This window comes from Cupriavidus sp. 94F1 (assembly GCF_057798875.1).
Map to the genome: position 1 here is coordinate 731024 of NZ_JBYOJT010000001.1, position 19784 is coordinate 750807.

The 19784-nt window shown below is 65.3% G+C and carries 16 protein-coding genes; 3 read left to right on the forward strand and 13 right to left on the reverse strand.

The window, feature by feature from the left end:
- Nucleotides 1–12 precede the first annotated feature (12 nt).
- The 6 genes from AC3FJ6_RS03340 to AC3FJ6_RS03365 all read right to left on the reverse strand — a co-directional run bounded on the left by AC3FJ6_RS03340 (nt 13) and on the right by AC3FJ6_RS03365 (nt 4717).
- The gene (locus AC3FJ6_RS03340; RefSeq protein ID WP_488770667.1) at nt 13–1287 is read right to left on the reverse strand and encodes a dihydroorotase; all 1275 of its coding nucleotides are present in this window, start codon (nt 1285–1287) and stop codon (nt 13–15) included.
- A 41-nt stretch (nt 1288–1328) separates the two neighbouring features.
- Nucleotides 1329–2300, reverse strand: a complete 972-nt coding sequence (locus AC3FJ6_RS03345; protein WP_066731832.1) for an aspartate carbamoyltransferase catalytic subunit — start codon at nt 2298–2300, stop codon at nt 1329–1331.
- Nucleotides 2301–2391: 91 nt separating this feature from the next.
- Entirely contained in the window at nt 2392–2916 is a 525-nt protein-coding gene (pyrR, locus tag AC3FJ6_RS03350) for a bifunctional pyr operon transcriptional regulator/uracil phosphoribosyltransferase PyrR (RefSeq protein WP_488770668.1), read from the reverse strand.
- Nucleotides 2913–3350: a Holliday junction resolvase RuvX gene (gene ruvX, locus AC3FJ6_RS03355; protein WP_488770669.1), complete on the reverse strand. Its 438-nt coding sequence runs from the start codon at nt 3348–3350 to the stop codon at nt 2913–2915. Before ruvX ends, pyrR begins: the two co-directional genes overlap by 4 nt.
- Nucleotides 3343–3915 carry a YqgE/AlgH family protein gene (locus tag AC3FJ6_RS03360; protein ID WP_092601787.1) on the reverse strand — a complete coding sequence of 191 codons (573 nt, stop codon included), beginning with the start codon at nt 3913–3915 and terminating at the stop codon, nt 3343–3345. The genes ruvX and AC3FJ6_RS03360 overlap by 8 nt, the downstream gene beginning before the upstream one ends.
- Nucleotides 3916–4000: 85 nt before the next feature.
- Nucleotides 4001–4717: a pseudouridine synthase gene (locus AC3FJ6_RS03365; RefSeq protein WP_488770670.1), complete on the reverse strand. Its 717-nt coding sequence runs from the start codon at nt 4715–4717 to the stop codon at nt 4001–4003.
- 58 nt (nt 4718–4775) lie between these two features.
- Between AC3FJ6_RS03365 and AC3FJ6_RS03370 the strand changes: the two genes are divergently transcribed.
- Nucleotides 4776–6308 carry a cryptochrome/photolyase family protein gene (locus tag AC3FJ6_RS03370; RefSeq protein ID WP_488770671.1) on the forward strand — a complete coding sequence of 511 codons (1533 nt, stop codon included), beginning with the start codon at nt 4776–4778 and terminating at the stop codon, nt 6306–6308.
- Nucleotides 6309–6312: 4 nt separating this feature from the next.
- On the opposite strand, the gene AC3FJ6_RS03375 is transcribed toward AC3FJ6_RS03370, so the two are convergent.
- The 7 genes from AC3FJ6_RS03375 to hemC all read right to left on the reverse strand — a co-directional run bounded on the left by AC3FJ6_RS03375 (nt 6313) and on the right by hemC (nt 14787).
- On the reverse strand, nt 6313–8289 hold the full coding sequence (locus AC3FJ6_RS03375) for a hypothetical protein (RefSeq protein ID WP_488770672.1): 1977 nt from the start codon (nt 8287–8289) through the stop codon (nt 6313–6315).
- Nucleotides 8290–8307: 18 nt separating this feature from the next.
- Entirely contained in the window at nt 8308–8652 is a 345-nt protein-coding gene (locus AC3FJ6_RS03380; RefSeq protein WP_488770673.1) for a DMT family transporter, read from the reverse strand.
- A gap of 9 nt (nt 8653–8661) precedes the next feature.
- The gene (locus AC3FJ6_RS03385) at nt 8662–9357 is read right to left on the reverse strand and encodes a class I SAM-dependent methyltransferase (RefSeq protein ID WP_488770674.1); all 696 of its coding nucleotides are present in this window, start codon (nt 9355–9357) and stop codon (nt 8662–8664) included.
- Nucleotides 9350–10360 (reverse strand): glycosyltransferase family 2 protein, encoded by a 1011-nt coding sequence (locus AC3FJ6_RS03390; RefSeq protein WP_488770675.1) that lies wholly within the window; start codon nt 10358–10360, stop codon nt 9350–9352. The genes AC3FJ6_RS03385 and AC3FJ6_RS03390 overlap by 8 nt, the downstream gene beginning before the upstream one ends.
- Nucleotides 10361–10477: 117 nt before the next feature.
- Nucleotides 10478–11668, reverse strand: coding sequence for a heme biosynthesis protein HemY (locus AC3FJ6_RS03395; protein ID WP_488770676.1), 1191 nt, complete (start codon nt 11666–11668; stop codon nt 10478–10480).
- Nucleotides 11669–11672: 4 nt separating this feature from the next.
- Nucleotides 11673–13781: a fused uroporphyrinogen-III synthase HemD/membrane protein HemX gene (hemDX, locus tag AC3FJ6_RS03400; RefSeq protein WP_488770677.1), complete on the reverse strand. Its 2109-nt coding sequence runs from the start codon at nt 13779–13781 to the stop codon at nt 11673–11675.
- A 10-nt stretch (nt 13782–13791) separates the two neighbouring features.
- The gene (gene hemC / locus AC3FJ6_RS03405; protein WP_488770678.1) at nt 13792–14787 is read right to left on the reverse strand and encodes a hydroxymethylbilane synthase; all 996 of its coding nucleotides are present in this window, start codon (nt 14785–14787) and stop codon (nt 13792–13794) included.
- Between the two features lie 153 nt (nt 14788–14940).
- Here hemC and ppc point away from each other — a divergent pair, with 153 nt between their 5' ends.
- Together ppc and argH are read left to right on the forward strand one after the other, a co-directional pair.
- Nucleotides 14941–17958, forward strand: coding sequence for a phosphoenolpyruvate carboxylase (gene ppc / locus AC3FJ6_RS03410; RefSeq protein ID WP_488770679.1), 3018 nt, complete (start codon nt 14941–14943; stop codon nt 17956–17958).
- Between the two features lie 223 nt (nt 17959–18181).
- Nucleotides 18182–19591 (forward strand): argininosuccinate lyase, encoded by a 1410-nt coding sequence (argH, locus tag AC3FJ6_RS03415; protein WP_066731895.1) that lies wholly within the window; start codon nt 18182–18184, stop codon nt 19589–19591.
- Nucleotides 19592–19784: the final 193 nt, after the last annotated feature.

Sequence of the window (19784 nt, forward strand, 5' to 3'; positions counted from 1 at the left end):
GCAAGCCGGCGGTCAGCGCTGCTCGTACACAACCTGACCGTCGACCAGGGTCATGCGCACGCGCCCTTCCATCTCGTAGCCCAGCCATGGCGAATTCTTGCCCTGGCTCTTCAGTGCCGAACGCTCCACTTTCCACATCTGCTTCGGATCGAAGATGCAGATATCCGCGGCATTGCCCGCGGTCAGCGATCCGGCGTGCAGGCCAATCACGCGCGCCGGTTCGCTCGTGATACGGGCCAGCGCCTTGACCAGCGGCACGTTGTGCTCGGCGGCCCAGCGCAGCGTCAGCGGCAGCAGCAATTCCAGGCCGGTGGCGCCCGGCGTGGCTTCGGCGAACGGCAGCAGCTTCTCGTCGTCGTCCACCGGAGTGTGGTCCGAACACAACGCATCGATCGTGCCATCGGCCAGCGCCGCCACGATGGCGTCGCGGTCGCGGCCGCTGCGCAGCGGCGGCGTGAAGCGCATCTGGCTGTTGAAAAAGCCAATGTCCATGTCGGTCAGCGACACGTGGTGGATGTTCACGTCGCAGGTGACCGCCAGGCCTTCCTTGCGAGCCTGGCGCACCAGCTCCAGCCCGGCCGCCGAAGACAGGCGGCACAGATGAACGCGCGCGCCCGTGGCACGCATCAGTTCGAAGATCGTATGCAGCCGCACCGTTTCGGCGATGACCGATACGCCGGACAGGCCCAGCCGCGACGCCACCGCGCCACTGGCCGCCACGCCGCCACCCAGGAACGGGTCCTCGGGACGCAGCCACAGCGTGAAGCCGAACGTCTGCGCGTATTGCATCGCGCGTTGCAGCACCTTGGTGTCTTCGATCGGCACCTCGGCCTGGCTGAAGCCCACGCAGCCGGCCTCCGTCAGCTGGCCCATCTCGGTCAGCGTCTTTCCCTTGAGGCCCACCGTCAGCGCGCCCAGCGGATAGACGTGCGTCTGGTTCAGCCGGCGCGCACGGAACTTGAGCATCTCCACCAGGCCCGGTTCGTCGAGCACAGGGTCGGTGTCGGGCGGGCACACCAGGCTGGTCACGCCGCCGGCGGTGGCTGCGGCCACCTCGGATTCGAGCGTCGCCTTGTATTCGTAGCCCGGCTCACGCAGGCGCGCGGACAGGTCCACCAGGCCCGGACAGACGATCAGGCCGCGGGCGTCGATGGTCTTGTTGGCGTTGAAATCGGCAGGCGCCTGGCCCACGCCGACGATCTTGCCGGCGGCGATATACAGGTCCTGTTCGGCGTCGACGTTCGCGGCCGGATCGATCAGGCGGCCACCCTGGATGCGGATCTTCATGTCTTCTTGCGATGTGCGGTTCGTTATATCCAAGGTACTGCTCAGTCGTTGTTGCCAGCCACAATGCCCATCACAGCCATCCGGACGGCGATCCCAAAGGTCACCTGGTTCAGGATCACCGATTGCGGGCCATCGGCCACGGCGGAGTCGATTTCCACGCCGCGGTTCATCGGGCCCGGGTGCATCACGATGGCATCGGGCTTGGCCAGCGCCATTCGCTCCGGCGTCAGGCCGTAGGCCTTGAAGTATTCCTGGGCGGACGGCAGCAGCGCACCGCTCATCCGCTCGTTCTGCAGGCGCAGCATGATCACCACGTCCACGCCCTTCAGGCCCTCTTCCATGTTGTGGAAGACGCGCACGCCCATCTGCTCCAGCCCCGATGGCAGCAGCGTGCGGGGGCCGATCGCGCGCACTTCGGGTACGCCCAGCGTGGTCAGCGCGTGGATGTCGGAACGCGCCACGCGCGAATGCAGGATGTCGCCGACGATGGCTACCGTCAGGTTGGTGAAGTCCTTCTTGAAATGCCGGATCGTGTACATGTCCAGCAGGCCCTGCGTCGGGTGCGCGTGGCGGCCGTCGCCAGCGTTGATCACGTGGACGTGCGGCGCCACGTGTTCGGCGATCAGGTATGGCGCGCCCGAACTGGCATGGCGCACCACGAACATGTCGGCCGACATCGCCGACAGGTTGTTGATGGTGTCCAGCAGCGACTCGCCCTTGCTGGTCGACGACGCATTGATATTGAGGTTCAGCACGTCCGCCGACAGCCGCTTGGCGGCGATCTCGAACGTCGTGCGCGTACGCGTGGAGTTCTCGAAGAACAGGTTGAACACGCTCTTGCCGCGCAGCAGCGGCACCTTCTTCACGTCGCGGTCGGAGTCGGACAGCGAAACGAACTGGCTGGCGGTGTCGAGGATGTGCGTGATCATGTCACGCGACAGCCCCTCGATCGACAACAGGTGCTTGAGCTCTCCGTTCCGGGTGAGCTGCGGGTTGCGGAACATCTTGGTCATGGCAGGTGGGTCGGGCGCGGGTTCGGTCTGGCGGATTCGGTCTGGATACGGCTTCGGTGCTTGACGTTCTGGCGGCGTCTCGGGTTGACACTCAGGTGCGCGCTTCGGTGGCAAAGGCAAAGCGCGTCGCCGCGCCTTCGCCCTCGCGCGACAGTACCAGCGTCTTGTCCTGGGGCAGCTCGACGGTGGCCGCGGCATAGTCGGCGGCAAACGGCAGTTCGCGGCCGCCACGGTCCGCCAACACGGCCAGCGCCACGCGCGCCGGCCGGCCATAGTCGAACAGCTCGTTGACGGCGGCGCGGATCGTGCGGCCGGTGGCCAGCACATCGTCGATCAGCAGTACGTTGCGGTCGTCCACGGCAAACGGCAGCGTGGTTGGCTGAGCCTGGCTGTGCAGGCCCTTCTTGGCGTAGTCGTCGCGGTGGAAGGCCACGTTGATCACGCCGTGCTCGCCCAGCTTGAGGTCCGCCGCCAGCCGCTCGGCAATCCAGGCGCCACCGGAATAAATGCCTGCCACGGACCAGCGCGCGCGGTCACTGGACGGCATCAGGGCCTGGGCCTGGTCGCGCAGCGCGTGATATAGCGCCTCGGCATCGGGGGTAGAGGTCTGGGTCATAGCGGGATTTCGTCGAAATACTGTTGCAGGATGATCCGGGCGGCCTCGGCGTCCAGCGCGCCGCGCTTTGCCCCGGCCATCGAGGCGGCGCGCGACGAATAGCGTTCGTCCACCCAGTCCACGGGCAGGTTGTAGCGCCCGTTCAACTGATTGCCGAAGCGGCGCGCAAGCCGCATCGAGGCCTGTTCCTCGTCATCGGGGCCGGCTTCGGGGTTGACCGGCATGCCGACCACCAGCCGCACCGGCGACCATTCCTGGATCAGGGCACCCACGGCAGCGAAGCGCGCCTCGACCGTCACATTGGGAAGGATGGTGAGCGCGCGGGCCTGACGGGTGATGAAATTCCCGAGCGCCACGCCGATCTTCTTCTCGCCATAGTCGAACGCGAGCACCGTGCCGTCGCGGGGCGTCTCGCGCCCCGCCTGCTCAGGCATGCCCGGCCTCGCCCGACAGCATTGTCACGTCGATGCCGAGCAGGCGCACGGCCGCCGCGAAACGCTCTTCGGGCGGCACGCTGAAAATGATTTCGGGGTCGGCCTGGACGGTCAGCCAGCCGTTGCGGCTCAGTTCTTCCTCGAGCTGCCCGGCGCCCCAGCCCGCGTAACCGAGCGTCAGCAGGAACCGGTGCGGGCCGCTGCCGTTGGCTACGGCTTCGAGCACGTCCTTGGATGTGGTCATTTCCAGCCCGCCGGGCACCGCCAGCGACGACACATAGATACCGACCGGGTCATGCAGCACAAAGCCGCGCTCGGTCTGCACCGGGCCGCCGAAGTAGACCGGCTGGTGGGCAACAGGCTGGATTTCGAGCTTGAGATCGATCTTGTCAAACAGCGTGGCCATGTCGATGTCGATCGGCCGGTTGATCACCAAGCCAAGCGCGCCACGCTCGTTATGCTCGCAAAGGTAGACAACGGAACCCGAAAACGTCGGATCGGCCATGCCGGGCATGGCAATCAGGAACTGATTGGTGAGATTGATAGATGCTTCGGGCGTCGCCATGGGTTGCATTCTACCAAATCGCACCCCGGCTGCTGCGGAAAACTTCCGCCTCCTAGCGCACTTTTCGGCGCTCCAGATACCGGGTTCAGTCGCCCGCGGACTTCAGCGCCACCATGTCCTCGGGCGTCAGCCAGCGCCATTCGCCAAGCGCCAGCGCCGGGTCCAGCCGCAGGCCGCCGATGGCGCTGCGATGCAGGGCCGTCACATGGTTGCCTGTGGCCGCCACCATGCGCTTGACCTGGTGATACTTGCCCTGCAGCAGCGACAGCCGCAGGCTGCGCTCGCCGGTGGCCTCGCAGGCATGCGCGGCGATCGGGGCCGGTTCGTCGTCCAGTTGCACGCCGGCGCGCAAGGCTTCCACCTGCTCGGGCGTCACCGGATCGAACGTGGTCACCTCGTACACCTTGGGCACCTGCTTCTTCGGCGACGTCTGGGCGTGGATGAACTGGCCGTCGTCGGTCAGCAGCAGCAGGCCCGTGGTGTCGTGATCAAGCCGCCCCACCGCCTGGACCTCGCGCTGGCGCAACGGCACCGGCAGCAAGTTGTAGACGCTGGGATGATGACGCGGGCGCTGCGAGCATTCATACCCGGCCGGCTTGTTCAGCATCAGATAGGCCTTGGTGCAGGCCAGCCATTCCTCGCCATCGACGGTCAGGCGCAGGCCGTCAACTTCGAAGCGTGCACCCGGGTCCTCGCACAATTCGCCGTTCACTTCCACCAGCCCGGCCTCCACCAGGTCGCCACAATAGCGGCGGGTGCCGAAGCCTTGGGATTGCAGGATGCGGTCGAGTGTAGTGGCCATGAGTGATCTGGAAACGGCTTGTAAACGGTAGGGAAGTATCTGGAGGCTATGTTAGGTTATGGCGATGCCTAAATCACCTTCCCCTGCGCCCGCACCGGGCTCACGTACGCCTTACCGGATTGACCGGGATTTCGCGCGCGGCCTGGTCTGGTTCCGGCGCGACCTGCGCATGGACGACCACGCGGCGCTGCATTATGCCCTCAAGCACTGCCAACAGGTATGGTGCGTGTTCGTGTTCGACCGCGAAATCCTCGATCCGCTGCTGCAACGTGGGCTCAAGGCCGACCGGCGGGTCGAATTCATCCTGAAATCGCTGGACCCGCTGCGGCAGGCCCTCACGGACGCCGGCGGTGGCCTGATCGTGCTCGACGATCAGGCGCGCACGGACATCCCCCGCCTGGCGGCCGAACTCGATGCCGAGGCGGTGTTCGCGAACCACGACTACGAGCCCAGCGCCAACGACCGCGACGCCACCGTGCGCCAGGCGCTGGCGGCGGACGGGCGCGAACTGTTCACGTTCAAGGACCAGGTGATCTTCGAGGCCAGCGAGATCCTGACCGGCCAGAACCAGCCCTTCAGCGTGTTCACGCCTTACAAGAACGCGTGGCTGAAGGCTCTGCGGCCGTTCGACCTGCGGCCCTACCCGATCGACCCATACCGGCACGCGCTGGCCCCGGTGCCGGCCGCGCGCCGGAAGGCGCTGCCCACGCTGGAGTCGCTGGGCTTTGCGCCCAGCAACCTCCAGGACATCGAGATGCCCACGGGCATGGACGGGGCCGAGATGCTGTTCCAGGATTTCCAGACCCGCATGGGCGATTACGGCCAGCGCCGCGACTTCCCGTCACTGCGCGGCCCAAGCTATCTGTCCGTGCATCTGCGTTTTGGCACGATTTCGATCCGCAAACTGGCGCGCACCGCGCACGAGATCGTGCAGCAGGGCGGCGTTGCCGCAGCAGGCGCCGCCATCTGGCTGTCCGAACTGATCTGGCGGGATTTCTATTTCATGATCCTGCATCACCACCCGCGCCTGGCCGAGGGCAAGTCGTACCATCCGGAATACGATGCGATCCGCTGGGTCGACATCCATACCGGAAACGAGTATTTCGAGGCTTGGTGCCAAGCCCAGACCGGCTACCCGCTGGTGGACGCCGCCATGCTGCAAATCCGCCAGAGCGGTTACATGCATAACCGGCTGCGCATGGTCACCGCCAGCTTTCTGGTCAAGGACCTGGGCGTGGACTGGCGCCGCGGCGAGCAATATTTCGCCGATCAGCTCAACGATTTCGATTATTCGGCGAACAACGGCGGCTGGCAATGGGCCGCCTCGACCGGCTGCGACGCGCAGCCCTACTTCCGCATCTTCAACCCGGTCACCCAATCGGAAAAATTCGATCCGCAGGGGCGCTTCATCCGGAAATACCTGCCGGTGCTGGCAAAGCTGCCGGACAAGTACATCCATGCGCCATGGACGGCCCCGGACCACGTACTGGCGTCGGCGGGGGTGAAGCTTGGGGAAAACTACCCCCGCCCGATCGTGCAGCATGGCGTTGCACGGATGGAGACGTTGGAGCGGTATGGGGCGGTGAAATAGTCGGCTACGACTCGGCCTCGGAGGCCAATCGCCTGACATGGCGTTTGGGCACGACAATACCAAATGCGATGACCAGCATGGCCAACATCATGGATGGCCATAGATACCGGAAATCCTGGGCACCGATGATCGGCAGCAGGCTGCCGGCGTTGAGAAACGCCGGCATGGCAATCAGCCAGAGCCGACGTTCCACGGTGAGCACAAGGACGGCCACGACAAGGGCGGCCGCGAACATCCATGTCGCGGGGCGCGCCCACCAGTGCCCACTGGCCCACGCCTCCTGCACTGCGCTCAGTCGCGGCTTCAATGCTTCCCACTTCGGCTGCATCTTCAGTCCCAGCCCGCGGAACTGCTCGACGTCCGTAATTTCCAGGGTCGAGATCGGCAGCCACTCGCCGCGCGGCGGCCGAATGCGCCAGATCAGACGTGTCACACACGCCTGATGATTCAGGAACACTCCAGGATGGGCGAAGATGAGTTGCAACGCAATACGATTGATTGCCATTGCATTGGTGCCCATCAGGTCGCGATGAAGCTTGGGATTCCAGAAAATGGGCACCACATTCTCACACCGATAGCTGTGTGCCCACTCGTCCAACGGCAATATGGTATCGAGCAATGCTCGATCCGCCGTCGAAAGATCGGCTTCCACCGAGAGCATTGCACCCACGACATGAGCCCCCACGATAGCCCGGTACTGGGGTGCTATTGGCCGGACATCGAGACTCGTAAGCACCACCGTCTTGAGCAGGAGGAATGCAACACACTGCAACACCACCAGACCACCAAAGCGCACCCTGTCGTTACCACGCGCGCAGCAGCAAAGGGCGATGAAAAAAAACACGCTGATGATGATGCCGTTATGGCGCAGGCCGGTGACGAGCAGGCCTGCCGCCGCGAGGCCGACATAGTCGCCCACACGCGGCCTGAAGCCCTGGCGCACAAGCCGGAGTGACCCCCATGCAAGCCATATCAAGCCTGCGGCATAAGGAACGTCCTTCCACAGCGTCGTTGCGATAAGAAAATTGGCTGGAAAAGCCGGCACCAGGCAGGCAATGACCCACAACGCGCCGTTGCGGATTCCCCACTGACGCATCTCCGCAATCAACAGTCCGGTCATCAACGCCAGAAACACGTACTGAATGGCAACCGCCAAGGCGGGGCTATCCGAAAACACTCGCGCCGCGGCATAGATGCCTGTGGCAAGAATGGGGTGCGCATCGGAAAGCTGGCCGCCATGCAATTGCCCCCATTGATCCAGGGAGTCCGGCGACATCTGTCCAGGCCAGACGGCTAGATGCACTCCCGCATACATCAGGACACTGGGCAAGGCGTACAGGGCCGCCTGTATGAGCGTGCTGTGCCGACCGGGTACCGCCGCCATCCCGGCCCAAGCGAGTACACGGACCAACAACAGGATCGCCAGCACCGCGCCAACGAACTGCAAGGCTAGCTTGGCCATCGTGGCCGGCCAGTCGATACCCCCGGACCCAAATTGTCTCAGGTCGATGCGACGGATACCGGACCCGTCGCTGTATAGGTCTTCGTGAAGATGCACCCCCTGAACACGGATGACTGCCTTGCCTGCAAAGGCATGCGTCGCCAGCTCCAGTGCCGGATGTTCCGCGACATCCACGGCAAGGCGGATCGTCGCCGGCTGTGTACCAAACGAGCCGAGCATGGCATTTTTTTCCTGCCACATACCCGTATCACCCGTCGCCTGCACGGTGTCCGGTGCGGGCTGCACAATCCACACTTCGCTCGATCTGGCCTGCGCATTCCGTTCCCCGGTTGCGGTGATCTCAACGGCCAACGACGCCTTGCCGACGGGCTGAAATGGCAGCAGCAGCAGGATCAGAACGGCGAACACGATGGCCGCCGATAGCATCGCGCGCCGGCTGAGCGATGCCTCGGTGAGCGTGGCCAGCCGACGGCGGGCATTCGAAAAGGAATAGCGGCTGTCGCGCAATGATTCACCCATGGTAACGATGGCTCGATATCAGGAGCGGATCACGACAATAATGCCGATGGCAATGAGTGCAACGCCCAGGAAATAGGATTGCTGGAACCGCTCGCCGAAAAGAAAATGGCTACCCAGCGGCACCAGCACAAATGCCAATGCCATCAACGGGTACACCCTGCCCAACTCCACCTTTCGAAGCACCCATACCCACGCGACAGACGTCGTCGCATAGAGCGCCATCGCCGCGCCAAGCGTCAGTATTGCGCGGGGCGCCAGGAACGTACCCGCCTGGGTAATAGCCGTGGCGCTCATCTTGAACAGTATCTGACCGATGGCAAGGCCGATGACGCACCCGACAGCCACCACGTAAACCACAAACATTGCTGCCCCTTATTTGTTCACCACGACATGCGCGGCGAAGAACAGGTTCATATCAATCGACGGGACAGGAAAGGGCCACCAGGCCTCCTTGCGTTCCGGGAAATAGTGACGGAGCAAAGCAATCAGGTTATTGCACGAGTTCACGTGTTCGCGCGCCATGACGTAGTCATAGGCAATGCCTTGTGCCAACGCATTCTTGCGGGGACCCAGATGCCGACCCAGGCGCCAGGCGATACCGGGATCGGTGGGAATGAGGATCGACAGCACACCGCCATTCCTCACCACACGACGCCACTCCTTGATCGCCAGGTGAGGTTGGTAGATGTGTTCAAGCACGTGGCTGGCCACGAGCCGGTCGAATGAGTCGTCAGCATAGCTGAGACCCTCGCCAGCCTGAGTATCGAACGCGATCTTGCCCGCCAGCCGCATATCCATTTTGCCTCGAGCAACGTCAAGCGTCTTGGGATCAAGATCCGTCAAGGTGTAGCGTTCGAACTGATGATTCACGAACGGCACATGCTCGCCAGTACCCGCACCGATCTCCACCACGCGGTCAAAGCGCTCGCCGGCGCCGAACGGCTTCTCGAGCAACCAGTGACTCTTGCGCATGACCCACGCCTGCAACGGGCTGGCGTAGTTCGCGTCGTCATACACTTCGGCGAAGCGGGACCGGTAGTCCAGCCACGCCTTGTCTTCTTCAGTCATGCTCCATCCTCAACGCAGTGGCCTTGCCCTTTACCGACCGCCGCAACACGTGTATCACCCGACGGGGTACCGATCCGACATCGTAGCTGATGAACGCAAGGATCAACTGCAAGCCGGTCAGGACGGGAAGCGCGGCAAGCATCACCGTCCCGGCCGGTGTCACGATGCCCGTGCTGATCGATTCCACCCAATGAACAACGCCAAACAGCACACCGAACACCAGCAGCAAGACGCCGACCGGCAGTTCTATCGACGCGATGGAAAGATCGCGGAGGTAGTAATTGTAGAAAATGCGCTTGATGAAATTCCGTGCGTGCTTTCTCAAAAACTCGCCGACGATACGCGAGATCTTCAGACTGCTTTCCTCGTCGTCGTATCGAGCCACCATCGGGATATCCACGACGACGGCCCGCTGGATATTCAGCCGGAACAGAATGTCGGTTTCGAAGAAATATCGGCAACTGATCTTTTCGAACGGCAGCATGCGGGCCACCTCGGTATGAATCGCGGTGTATCCGTTCGTCGGATCGAAAATATTCCAGTAGCCGGATGAAAACTTGGTCAGGAAGGACAAGATCGAATTTCCGAACAGCCGGACACGGGGCATCCGACTGACACCTTCCAGGTCGTAGAAGCGGTTGCCCTTGGTGTAGTCGGCCTCGCCGGCGAGAATGGGCGCCACGAAATCAGGGACGAGCGCAGGATCCATCTGACCGTCGCCGTCGATCTTCACAATCACCTCCGCACCAGCGTCGATGGCCGCGCGATATCCCGCCATGACCGCGCCGCCCACCCCAAGGTTCACCTTATTCCAGATGACCTTGACCCGCGGGTCTTGCGTAGTCTCCGCCACAAACTCGCCCGTTTTTTCGGGACAGCAATCATCGACGACGTAGATGAGACTGACCTCTGGGCCGATCCTGGCCAATACGTCAACGACATGCCGCCGAACCTTGAAACACGGCAACACCACCGCGATGATCGCCTCGGAAGTCAACGCCACCCCTCAATTGGTAATTTTTTGTCGGACGAATATTAACAGGGGCGATAAAGCGACTGCGAATGGAGGAAGCAATTGTCGCAAAAAGCGCAAAAACTGGCGTTCCGGGTGCAGACGGACTCAAGCCGCCAGCATCGCACTCTCCCGATAGTGCTTCTGCGCATCCTCGGGGCGGTCCGTTTCCTCGAACAGCCGGGCCAGCGCCAGGTGGGCACGCACGCAGATGCGGCGCTGCGTGTCCCGGTCGGCATACCGCAGGGCGCGTTCGAAGCTCGACTGCGCCTTGCCCCACAGTTGCTCGCCCAGGCACAGCACGCCCAGCGTGTAGTACAGGTCGGCATCGTTCGGATGGTCGACCAGCCACTTTTCGGCCTGCTGGATCTGCGGCAGCGCCTTGCCCGGCTCGGCGCAATCGGCGTAGCGCTGCACCAGCCGGCTGTCCCAGTTGACCTTCAGGGCTTCCTCTACGATCCGGCGCGCCTCGTTCTGGCGGTTCAGCGCCGAGAAATAGCGTGCGGCCTGTTCTGCGATCCGCACCGCGTGCCGTTCGTCGGCCGACAACGAGCGCCAGAAGTGGTAGAGCGACTCCGCGTCATGGCGGCGTTCCTCCAGCATCGCTTCCACGGCCATCTGCTTGAGGCGCAGCGCCAGCACCGGGTGCAGTGCATTGCGCTTTTCCAGCGATCGGGCCAGGCGCAGCACCTCGGTCCAGTTCTTCAGATGCTGGTGCGCACGCAGCGCGATCCGTTGCACGTGAATCTGGCGCCCGCCTTTTTCCTGCAGCAGGGCGATGGTTTCCAGCGCGCCCTCGGGATCGCGGGCATCGACCAGCAGTTCGGCCATCGACACCAGACGGGCCTGTTCGCGCTCCGGATCGGTCACCTGCGACATCCATGCGTCGCGACGTTCCGATTCCTGCATCCGGTGCGCGGCGCGCGCGCCCACCAGTGCGGCGGTCTGCGCCTGCTCGGGCCACGTCTGCGCTTCCTTGGCCGCGCGCTCGGCGCGGGCAAAGCGACCGGCGAACAGGTTTTCGATGGACTCGCGCAGCGCGGCCTGGGCCTTGCTCATGCGGCTGCGCTCCCGGTACGCGGCGGCCCGGCGCGGCATTTCGGACAGATGCCGCATCGTCGACATGACGGTCCAGACCACGAAGAACACCAGCAGCAGCAGTGCCAGCGTCAGGTTCAGCGACATCTCCACGCGGTACGGCGGATAGAACAGCACCAAGTTGCTGTGATTGAACTGCGTGAACAGCGCCAGCCCCACCGCGCCGCCGAACAGGACGGCCACCCAGAAAAGCAGTCGCATACGGCTACTCCTTCTTCAGGGCGCGCAGCGCGCCAAGGCTTTCGGCCATGGTCGGCAGGGACACGCTCACCGCGCTGGCCTGCGACTGCTTGAGCAGCGTCAGCACGCCCTGCACGCGGCGCGAGCGGGTATCGAAATAACGGCCGATCATGGCCTGCGCGGCGGCCAGGTCGTTGCGGAAGACCGGTTCGTTGCGCGACAGCAGCGCCAGCCGTGCGTTGAGCAGCCGCAGCTTCACGTTCTCGCGCAGGAACCAGCCCTGGTCGCCGGACAGCAGCAGCGCGTTGGTGTCGTCCACCTTGCGCACACGGATCACCTGGCCCAGTTCGGACAGCACGTAGTCCCACGAGCGGGTCAGGAAATTGCCCGTGGCGGCAGGGGCCGACGCGGCGCCCTTGGTATCGGTCCTGGCCGGCTTCTCGTTCTCGCCCGGCACGCGGTCGAGCATGCGTTCGCCGGACAGCAGCGGCAGCGCGTCGATCTGGTTGATCGATTCGTCCAGCTTGATGGCCGCGCCGGTCAGGTCCGTATCGGGCACCGCCTTCATGCGCGCGATGTCGCGGGCGATGGCGCGGCGCAGCTGGTTGTACTGCGGCTTGTCGGCGCGTGCCAGACGCGCGTCAGCACTCTGCAGCGCCGACAGCGCCACCTGAACATTGCCCGTCAACTGGAGCTGCTGGCCGGCATTGGTCAGCAGTTGCTGGATTTCGGCGATTTCCCAGTCATCGCGGTTGCGCATCAGGTCCTGGTAGACCTGCTCCAGCGCGGCCTGCTTGTCGCGGGCTTCCACCACCTGACCATCGAGCGCGCCGACCTTGGCCTGCAACTCCTTGACCGTGTCCTGGGCATTCTTGGACAGCACGCGCGTTTCCTGCACCAGCGCATCGTTGCTCTGCTGGCGCCGTGCAAGTTCCTGGGTCAGGTGTTCCACGCGCATCTGCAGCCAGAAGGAGCCGCCAGCGATGGCCAGGACCAGGACGACGGCGACCACCCACCAGGCGGCCATGCCGCGACGGGCACTGGCGTGCCCAGCGGGCGCATGCGTAGTAAAAGACGTGCCGGCACCACCGGATGGTGCGGCCTGGCTAGACGAGGGGGACGTAGTCTCTGGCGTCACGCGTTCGACCTTCGTTGTCGTGGGTCCTGTGGACCCTGTTGATTCTGTGGCTGCCGGTGCGGGCGCGGGCACCGGTGCGACCCGCACCGGCGGCTCTACCGGGACAGGCGCCGGCACCACTGGCTCGGGCGCTGCAGGGCCCGCGTGGGCATTGCCCCATTGCGTACATGCGGCCAGCAGGCCGGCATCGCCGGGCGCGGCGGGCATCACGTGCGCAAAACCCAGCGCCTGGGCCTGCGCCGCAATTCTCGCATGCGGCGCAATGCACTGCATCTGCTTCAGGCGTTCGTGTTGCTGGGGCGACAGGTGCAGGCGCGCCAGCGCATCGAGGTTGCGGACGGCTTCGGAACTGGTCAGCAGCCAGGCATACGGCGGCGCGTCGGGCTTGAGGCTGTCGCGCACGGCCTGCCACTGCATGCCGGTCGGCTCGGGCAGCGTGCGGCTGTAGGCTTCCACGGCATCCACCGTAGCGCCAGCTTCGCGCAGGCGGTCGCCCAGCCAGTCGCGGCCGCCGTTGCCGCGGATGATCAGCACGCTGCGACCCGCGAACGCGCCCGGCGTGGTGTCGAGTTCGGTCCAGAGGGCTTCGGAGTCGAAACGGGGGGCATCGGCGGGAGCATCGGCCTCGCCCTGCGCGCCAGCGGGGGCAATCACGCGATGGGTCGGCGGGGCGATGCCGCGCTCGGCCAGCGCCGCCACACTGGATGGGCCGACCACGGCCACGGGAACGTCCGATGGCCATTGCGCCGGGCCGGCGGTGTTCTGCACCTGCGCCAGCGCGTCCAGCGCGAACGACACCGCGTTGGGGCTGACGAACACCACCAGCGCATAGTCGGCCAGGCACGCCAGCGCCGCGCGCAGCGGTGTGTCGTCGGCGGCCGGGCCGATGGCCAGCAGCGGGAATCCGAGCACATCGAGACCGGCGGCATGCAAGGCCTCGGTCAGTTGCCGGGACTGCCCGGCGGGTCGCGTGACTACGACGGTCGGGCGAGGCATCGGGCGTTCCTCAGGCGGGGCCGGCGGTCGACAGTGCAGCCAGTACGGCGTCGGCGCCCTGACCCAGCAGGTCGCCCGCCACGGCGGCGCCCAGTTGCTCCGCTGTCTGCACCGATTCCACGGGCGCCGTGGCATGGGCGCGCACGCTGCGGGTGCCATCGGGCAGCGCGACGAAGGCGTCGAGCTGCAGCGTGGCGCCGTGCCAGCGCGCGTGGGCGGCCAGCGGGACCTGGCACGACCCGCCCAGGCGGCGCGATACGGCACGTTCCGCCGACACCGCCAGCAGCGTCGGCACATGGTTGAGCGGCGCCAGCCATTCGGCCAGTTCGGGGCGGTCCGAGCGGATCTCGATGCCCAGCGCACCCTGCCCTGCGGCCGGCAGCGAGCTGTCGGGCTCGATCAGCGCGCGGATGCGGTCGCCCAGGCCCAGGCGCTTCAGGCCGGCTGCGGCCAGAATGATCGCGCCATATTCGCCACGGTCGAGCTTGCCCAGACGCGTGTCGAGATTGCCGCGCAGCGGCTTGATCACCAGCTGCGGATAGCGGCTGCGCAGGGCTGCCTCGCGGCGCAGGCTGGAAGTCCCCACCACGGTGCCCGCCGGCATGTCGTCGAGCGAGGCGAATTGCGCGGAAACCAGCGCGTCGCGCGGATCTTCTCGTTCCATGACGGCCGTCAGCGCAAACCCTTCGAGCAGCTCCATCGGCACATCCTTGAGCGAATGCACGGCCAGGTCGGCACGACCCTCGGCCATGGCCACTTCAAGCTCCTTCACGAACAGGCCCTTGCCGCCTACCTTGGACAAGGTCTTATCGAGAATTTGATCACCCCTTGTCGTCATGCCGAGAATGGACACATCGCACTGGGGATAGTATTGTTGCAACGCAGCACGCACGTGTTCAGCCTGCCACATCGCCAGCCGGCTTTCGCGCGACGCGATGACGAGCTTGTGTGGCATGCTGCGTGACGCTGCAGCGGACGAAGACGACGGTTGGGCAGGTGCTTGCATGCGCGCATGTTAGCACGCACCCCCTCGCAAAACCGCCAGATTGCCAGACCAGAAGTGACTTTCCGGCACGCGATTGATGCCGGTCGAATCCCCTGCCACGTTGTATGGGGTTCGATACATATAAGCCATGCAGTGAGACGAGGAGATAAGTCAATGACGCAGCCTGCTGCGCGCCCCACCGGTCGTGTCCGTTCCACCGGCCGCAAATCAGTTACGCCAGCCTCAGGCCAGCATGACGCGAAAGGCACGACCCCGGGCATTACCCCGAAGAAATCCCCCGCCCGCAATGCCAGGGCATCGGGCAAGCCAACGCTGTCTGTGGTGACGCCGGAAGGCAATACCGTCGCCCCGGCCCGCCGCACCGCGGACAAGGACCTGCCGCTGCGCGAGGACATCCGATTCCTGGGCCGCCTGCTGGGCGAATGCGTGCGCGAGCAGGAAGGCGACGCCGCCTTCGACCTGGTCGAGACCATTCGCCAGACCGCCGTGCGCTTCCGCCGCGAGAACGACCGCGCCGCCGGCGCCGAGCTGGACCGCCTGCTGAAGCGGCTGTCGCGCGACCAGACCAACTCCGTGGTGCGCGCCTTCAGCTATTTCTCGCACCTGGCCAATATCGCCGAGGACCAGCACCACAACCGCCGCCGCCGCGTGCATGCGCTGGCCGGATCGCCGCCGCAGCCAGGCAGCATGGCCCGTGCGCTGCAGGCCATCGACGCCGCCGGCGTCACCGGCAAGCAGGTGCGCGACTTCCTGGACGGCGCGCTGATCATGCCGGTGCTGACGGCGCACCCGACCGAGGTGCAGCGCAAGTCGATCCTCGATGCCGAGCGCGAGATCGCCCGCCTGCTGGCCGAGCGCGACCTGCCGATGACGGCGCGCGAACGCGACCACAACACAGCGCAGCTGCGCGCCCGCGTGACCACGCTGTGGCAGACCCGGATGCTGCGCAACACCCGGCTGATGGTGGTGGACGAGATCGAAAACGCCCTCTCCTATTACCGCACCACGTTCCTGCAGGGCATTCCGCGCCTGATGGCGGAAATGGAAGAGGACATCGCCGAGGTCTTCCCGCGCCGCGGCAAGGCCGGCGTCGCGCCCGCCCCGCTGGCGCCGTTCCTGCAGATGGGTTCGTGGATCGGCGGCGACCGCGACGGCAATCCGAATGTGACGGCCGAAACGCTGCAGCATGCCGCACAGCAGCAGTCCACGCTGATCATGCTGTGGTATCTCGATGAAGTCCACGCGCTGGGCGCCGAGCTGCCGCTATCGTCGCTGATGGTCGACGCCAGCCCCGAACTGCTGGCGCTGGCCGAGGCTTCGCCCGACCATTCCGAGCACCGTGCCGACGAGCCGTACCGCCGCGCGCTGATCGGCATCTACGCCCGCCTGGCCGCCACCACCGAACGTCTGACCGGCCATGTGGCCCAGCGCCACCCGGTGGCCGACGTGGCACCGTACGACAACGCCGAGGCGTTTGCCGCCGACGTGCAGGTCGTGCTCGATTCGCTGCGCTCGCACCACGGCGGGGCCCTGGCCCGTGGCCGCATCGATTCGCTGGTGCGCGCCATCGCCATCTTCGGCTTCCATCTGGCATCGGTGGACATGCGCCAGGTGTCCGACGTGCATGAAGCCGTGGTGGCCGAGCTGTTCAAGGCCGCCGGCATCGAGGCCAACTACGCGGGGCTGTCCGAGGAGCGCAAGCAGGAACTGCTGCTGGCCGAACTGCGCCAGCCCCGCCTGCTGATGCTGCCCTGGCACGACTATTCCGAGCAGACCCGCAAGGAACTGGCCATTTTCGCCATGGCGCGCGACCTGCGGGCCCGCTACGGCAACCGCGTGGCGCGCAACTACATCATTTCGCACACCGAGACGCTGTCCGATCTGGTGGAAGTCATGCTGCTGCAGAAGGAAACGGGCATGCTGCGTGGCACGCTGGGTAGCAAGACCGATCCGGCCCGCATGGAGCTGATGGTCATTCCGCTGTTCGAGACCATCGAGGATCTGCGCAACGCGGCCGGCATCATGCAGTCGCTGCTGGACCTGCCGGGCTTCGATTCGGTGATCCGGCACCATGGCGTCGAGCAGGAAGTAATGCTCGGCTATTCGGACTCGAACAAGGACGGCGGCTTCCTGACGTCGAACTGGGAGCTGTACAAGGCCGAACTGGCGCTGGTGAAGCTGTTCGAAGAGCGCCGGGTGACGCTGCGCCTGTTCCACGGCCGCGGCGGCACCGTGGGCCGGGGCGGCGGCCCCACCTACGAGGCCATCCTGTCGCAGCCGCCGGGCACCGTGAACGGCCAGATCCGCCTGACCGAGCAGGGCGAAATCATCAATAGCAAGTTCGCCAATCCGGAAATCGGCCGGCGCAACCTGGAAACGGTGATCGCGGCCACGCTGGAAGCGTCGCTGCTGCCCACGCAGAACGCACCGGCCGGGCTGGCCACGTTCGAGGGCATCATGCAGCAGCTGTCGGACCACGCGTTCCGCGCGTACCGGCACCTGGTCTATGAGACACCGGGCTTTAAGGATTACTTCTTCGCCACCACGCCGATCACCGAGATTGCCGACCTGAACCTGGGTTCGCGGCCGGCCTCGCGCAAGCTGATGGACAAGAAGCACCGCAGGATCGAGGATCTGCGGGCCATTCCGTGGGGCTTTTCGTGGGGCCAGTGCCGCCTGCTGCTGCCGGGCTGGTACGGCTTCGGCAGCGCGGTAAAGGCGATGCTGGACGCGGCGCCGGACGAAAAGTCCCGCAAGGCCTGCGTGGCCACGCTCAAGCGCATGGTCAAGACCTGGCCGTTCTTCCGCACGCTGCTGTCGAACATGGACATGGTGCTGGCCAAGACCGACCTGGCCGTGGCCTCGCGCTATGCGGCGCTGTGCGACGACCCGGCGCTGCGCAAGACCGTGTTCTCGCGCATCAGCGCCGAGTGGCACCTGACCTGCGACATGCTGTCGCTGATCACGGGCCGCGCGGAGCGCCTGGCCGAGAATCCGCTGCTCGCCCGGTCGATCAAGAACCGCTTCGCCTACCTGGACCCGCTGAACCACCTGCAGGTGGAACTGCTCAAGCGTTACCGGGCCGGCAAGGATGCCGACGACGTGCGCGTGCGGCGCGGGATCCACTTGACGATCAACGGCGTGGCGGCCGGGCTGCGCAATAGCGGTTGACGCCGTGTGATCTTTTCGCTGGTTTTCTCCCGTCTCCCGCTCGCGGGAGACGGGTCGGGGGAGAGGGCGCGGCGGTTCAAACTGCGCCCGTCGCATCCTGAGCGGCCTGCCCTCTCTCCCCAGCCCCTCTCCCGCGCCCGAGGAGAGGAGAGCCAACCGCCAGCATTTGTCCCGCTCCCAGGCGATATAATCGCCGTTTCCGATTTTCCGCCCTGCCCCTGACATGACCTCCCAACTTGCCAAGAAAGGCGAAGCCTGGTCCGCCCGCTTCTCCGAACCGATGTCCGACCTGGTGAAGCGTTACACCGCGTCGGTCTTCTTCGACAAGCGCCTGGCGCTGTTCGATATCCAGGGCTCGCTGGCACATGCGGCCATGCTGGCAAAGCAGGGCATCATCGCCGACGCCGACCGCGCCGAGATCGAGCGCGGCATGACGCAGATCCGGGGCGAGATCGAGTCCGGTGCGTTCGAGTGGAAGCTCGACCTGGAAGACGTCCACCTCAATATCGAAGCGCGCCTGACCGCGCTGGTCGGCGATGCCGGCAAGCGCCTGCACACGGGCCGTTCGCGGAACGACCAGGTGGCCACCGACATCCGCCTGTGGCTGCGCAGCGAGATCGACAATATCATCGGCCTGCTGGGCGACCTGCGCGGTGCGCTGCTGGACCTGGCCGAAAAGAACGCCGACACCATCCTGCCCGGCTTCACCCACCTGCAGGTGGCGCAGCCGGTAACGTTCGGCCACCACCTGATGGCCTACGTGGAAATGTTCACGCGCGACGCCGAGCGCATGGCCGACTGCCGCCGCCGCGTCAACCGCCTGCCGCTGGGCGCCGCCGCTCTGGCCGGCACGAGCTACCCGATCGACCGTGAATTCGTTGCCCAGCAGCTGGGCTTCGACGGCGTGTGCCGCAATTCGCTGGACGCCGTGTCGGATCGTGATTTCGCCATCGAATTCCTGGCCGCCGCCTCGCTGGTCATGACCCATATCTCGCGTTTCAGCGAGGAACTGGTGATCTGGATGAGCCCGCGCGTCGGTTTCATCGACATCGCCGACCGCTTCTGCACGGGCAGCTCGATCATGCCGCAGAAGAAGAACCCCGACGTGCCCGAGCTGGCGCGCGGCAAGACCGGCCGCGTCTACGGCCACCTCAACGGCCTGTTGGTGCTGATGAAGGGCCAGCCGCTGGCGTACAACAAGGACAACCAGGAAGACAAGGAACCGCTGTTCGACACGGTGGACACCGTCGTTGACACGCTGCGAATCTTCGCCGACATGGTGCCGGGCATCAGCGTCAAGCCCGACAACATGCGCGCCGCCGCGCTGCAGGGCTACGCCACCGCCACCGATCTGGCCGATTACCTGGTCAAGCGCGGCCTGCCGTTCCGCGACGCCCACGAGGCCGTGGCCCACGCCGTACGCGCCTGTGACGACCGCCGCTGCGACCTGGCCGACCTGACGGTGGAGGAACTGCGCCAGGTGTCCGGCCTGGGCGACAAGGCTTCGCTGATCGGCGACGACGTGCATGCCGTACTGACGCTGGAAGGCTCGGTCGCATCGCGCAATCATATTGGCGGCACCGCGCCGGACCAGGTCCGCGCCGCCATCGCCGCCGCTCGCAAGGCGCTGTAAGTTTCGCGTAAGTCTTCGTGGCAAAAAAGCCGCTGTGCCAATTGGCCAGCGGCTTTTTGTTTGGCCATGGGTGCTCTCCCCTCTCCCGCATGCGGGGGCGGGGCGCGGGAAAGGGCCAGCGGCTCTGCTTGCTGCCATGTCGCAGTTTGAACCGCTAAAACCCTGTCCCCCGGCCCCGCTCCCACCGGTGGGA

Coding starts and splice junctions, on each gene's coding strand:
- AC3FJ6_RS03340 (WP_488770667.1), bottom strand. CDS start 1,287: ATGAAGATCCGCATCCAGGGTGGCCGCCTGATCGATCCGGCCGCGAAC.
- AC3FJ6_RS03345 (WP_066731832.1), bottom strand. CDS start 2,300: ATGACCAAGATGTTCCGCAACCCGCAGCTCACCCGGAACGGAGAGCTC.
- pyrR (WP_488770668.1), bottom strand. CDS start 2,916: ATGACCCAGACCTCTACCCCCGATGCCGAGGCGCTATATCACGCGCTG.
- ruvX (WP_488770669.1), bottom strand. CDS start 3,350: ATGCCTGAGCAGGCGGGGCGCGAGACGCCCCGCGACGGCACGGTGCTC.
- AC3FJ6_RS03360 (WP_092601787.1), bottom strand. CDS start 3,915: ATGGCGACGCCCGAAGCATCTATCAATCTCACCAATCAGTTCCTGATT.
- AC3FJ6_RS03365 (WP_488770670.1), bottom strand. CDS start 4,717: ATGGCCACTACACTCGACCGCATCCTGCAATCCCAAGGCTTCGGCACC.
- AC3FJ6_RS03370 (WP_488770671.1), top strand. CDS start 4,776: ATGGCGATGCCTAAATCACCTTCCCCTGCGCCCGCACCGGGCTCACGT.
- AC3FJ6_RS03375 (WP_488770672.1), bottom strand. CDS start 8,289: ATGGGTGAATCATTGCGCGACAGCCGCTATTCCTTTTCGAATGCCCGC.
- AC3FJ6_RS03380 (WP_488770673.1), bottom strand. CDS start 8,652: ATGTTTGTGGTTTACGTGGTGGCTGTCGGGTGCGTCATCGGCCTTGCC.
- AC3FJ6_RS03385 (WP_488770674.1), bottom strand. CDS start 9,357: ATGACTGAAGAAGACAAGGCGTGGCTGGACTACCGGTCCCGCTTCGCC.
- AC3FJ6_RS03395 (WP_488770676.1), bottom strand. CDS start 11,668: ATGCGACTGCTTTTCTGGGTGGCCGTCCTGTTCGGCGGCGCGGTGGGG.
- hemDX (WP_488770677.1), bottom strand. CDS start 13,781: ATGCCTCGCCCGACCGTCGTAGTCACGCGACCCGCCGGGCAGTCCCGG.
- hemC (WP_488770678.1), bottom strand. CDS start 14,787: ATGCAAGCACCTGCCCAACCGTCGTCTTCGTCCGCTGCAGCGTCACGC.
- ppc (WP_488770679.1), top strand. CDS start 14,941: ATGACGCAGCCTGCTGCGCGCCCCACCGGTCGTGTCCGTTCCACCGGC.
- argH (WP_066731895.1), top strand. CDS start 18,182: ATGACCTCCCAACTTGCCAAGAAAGGCGAAGCCTGGTCCGCCCGCTTC.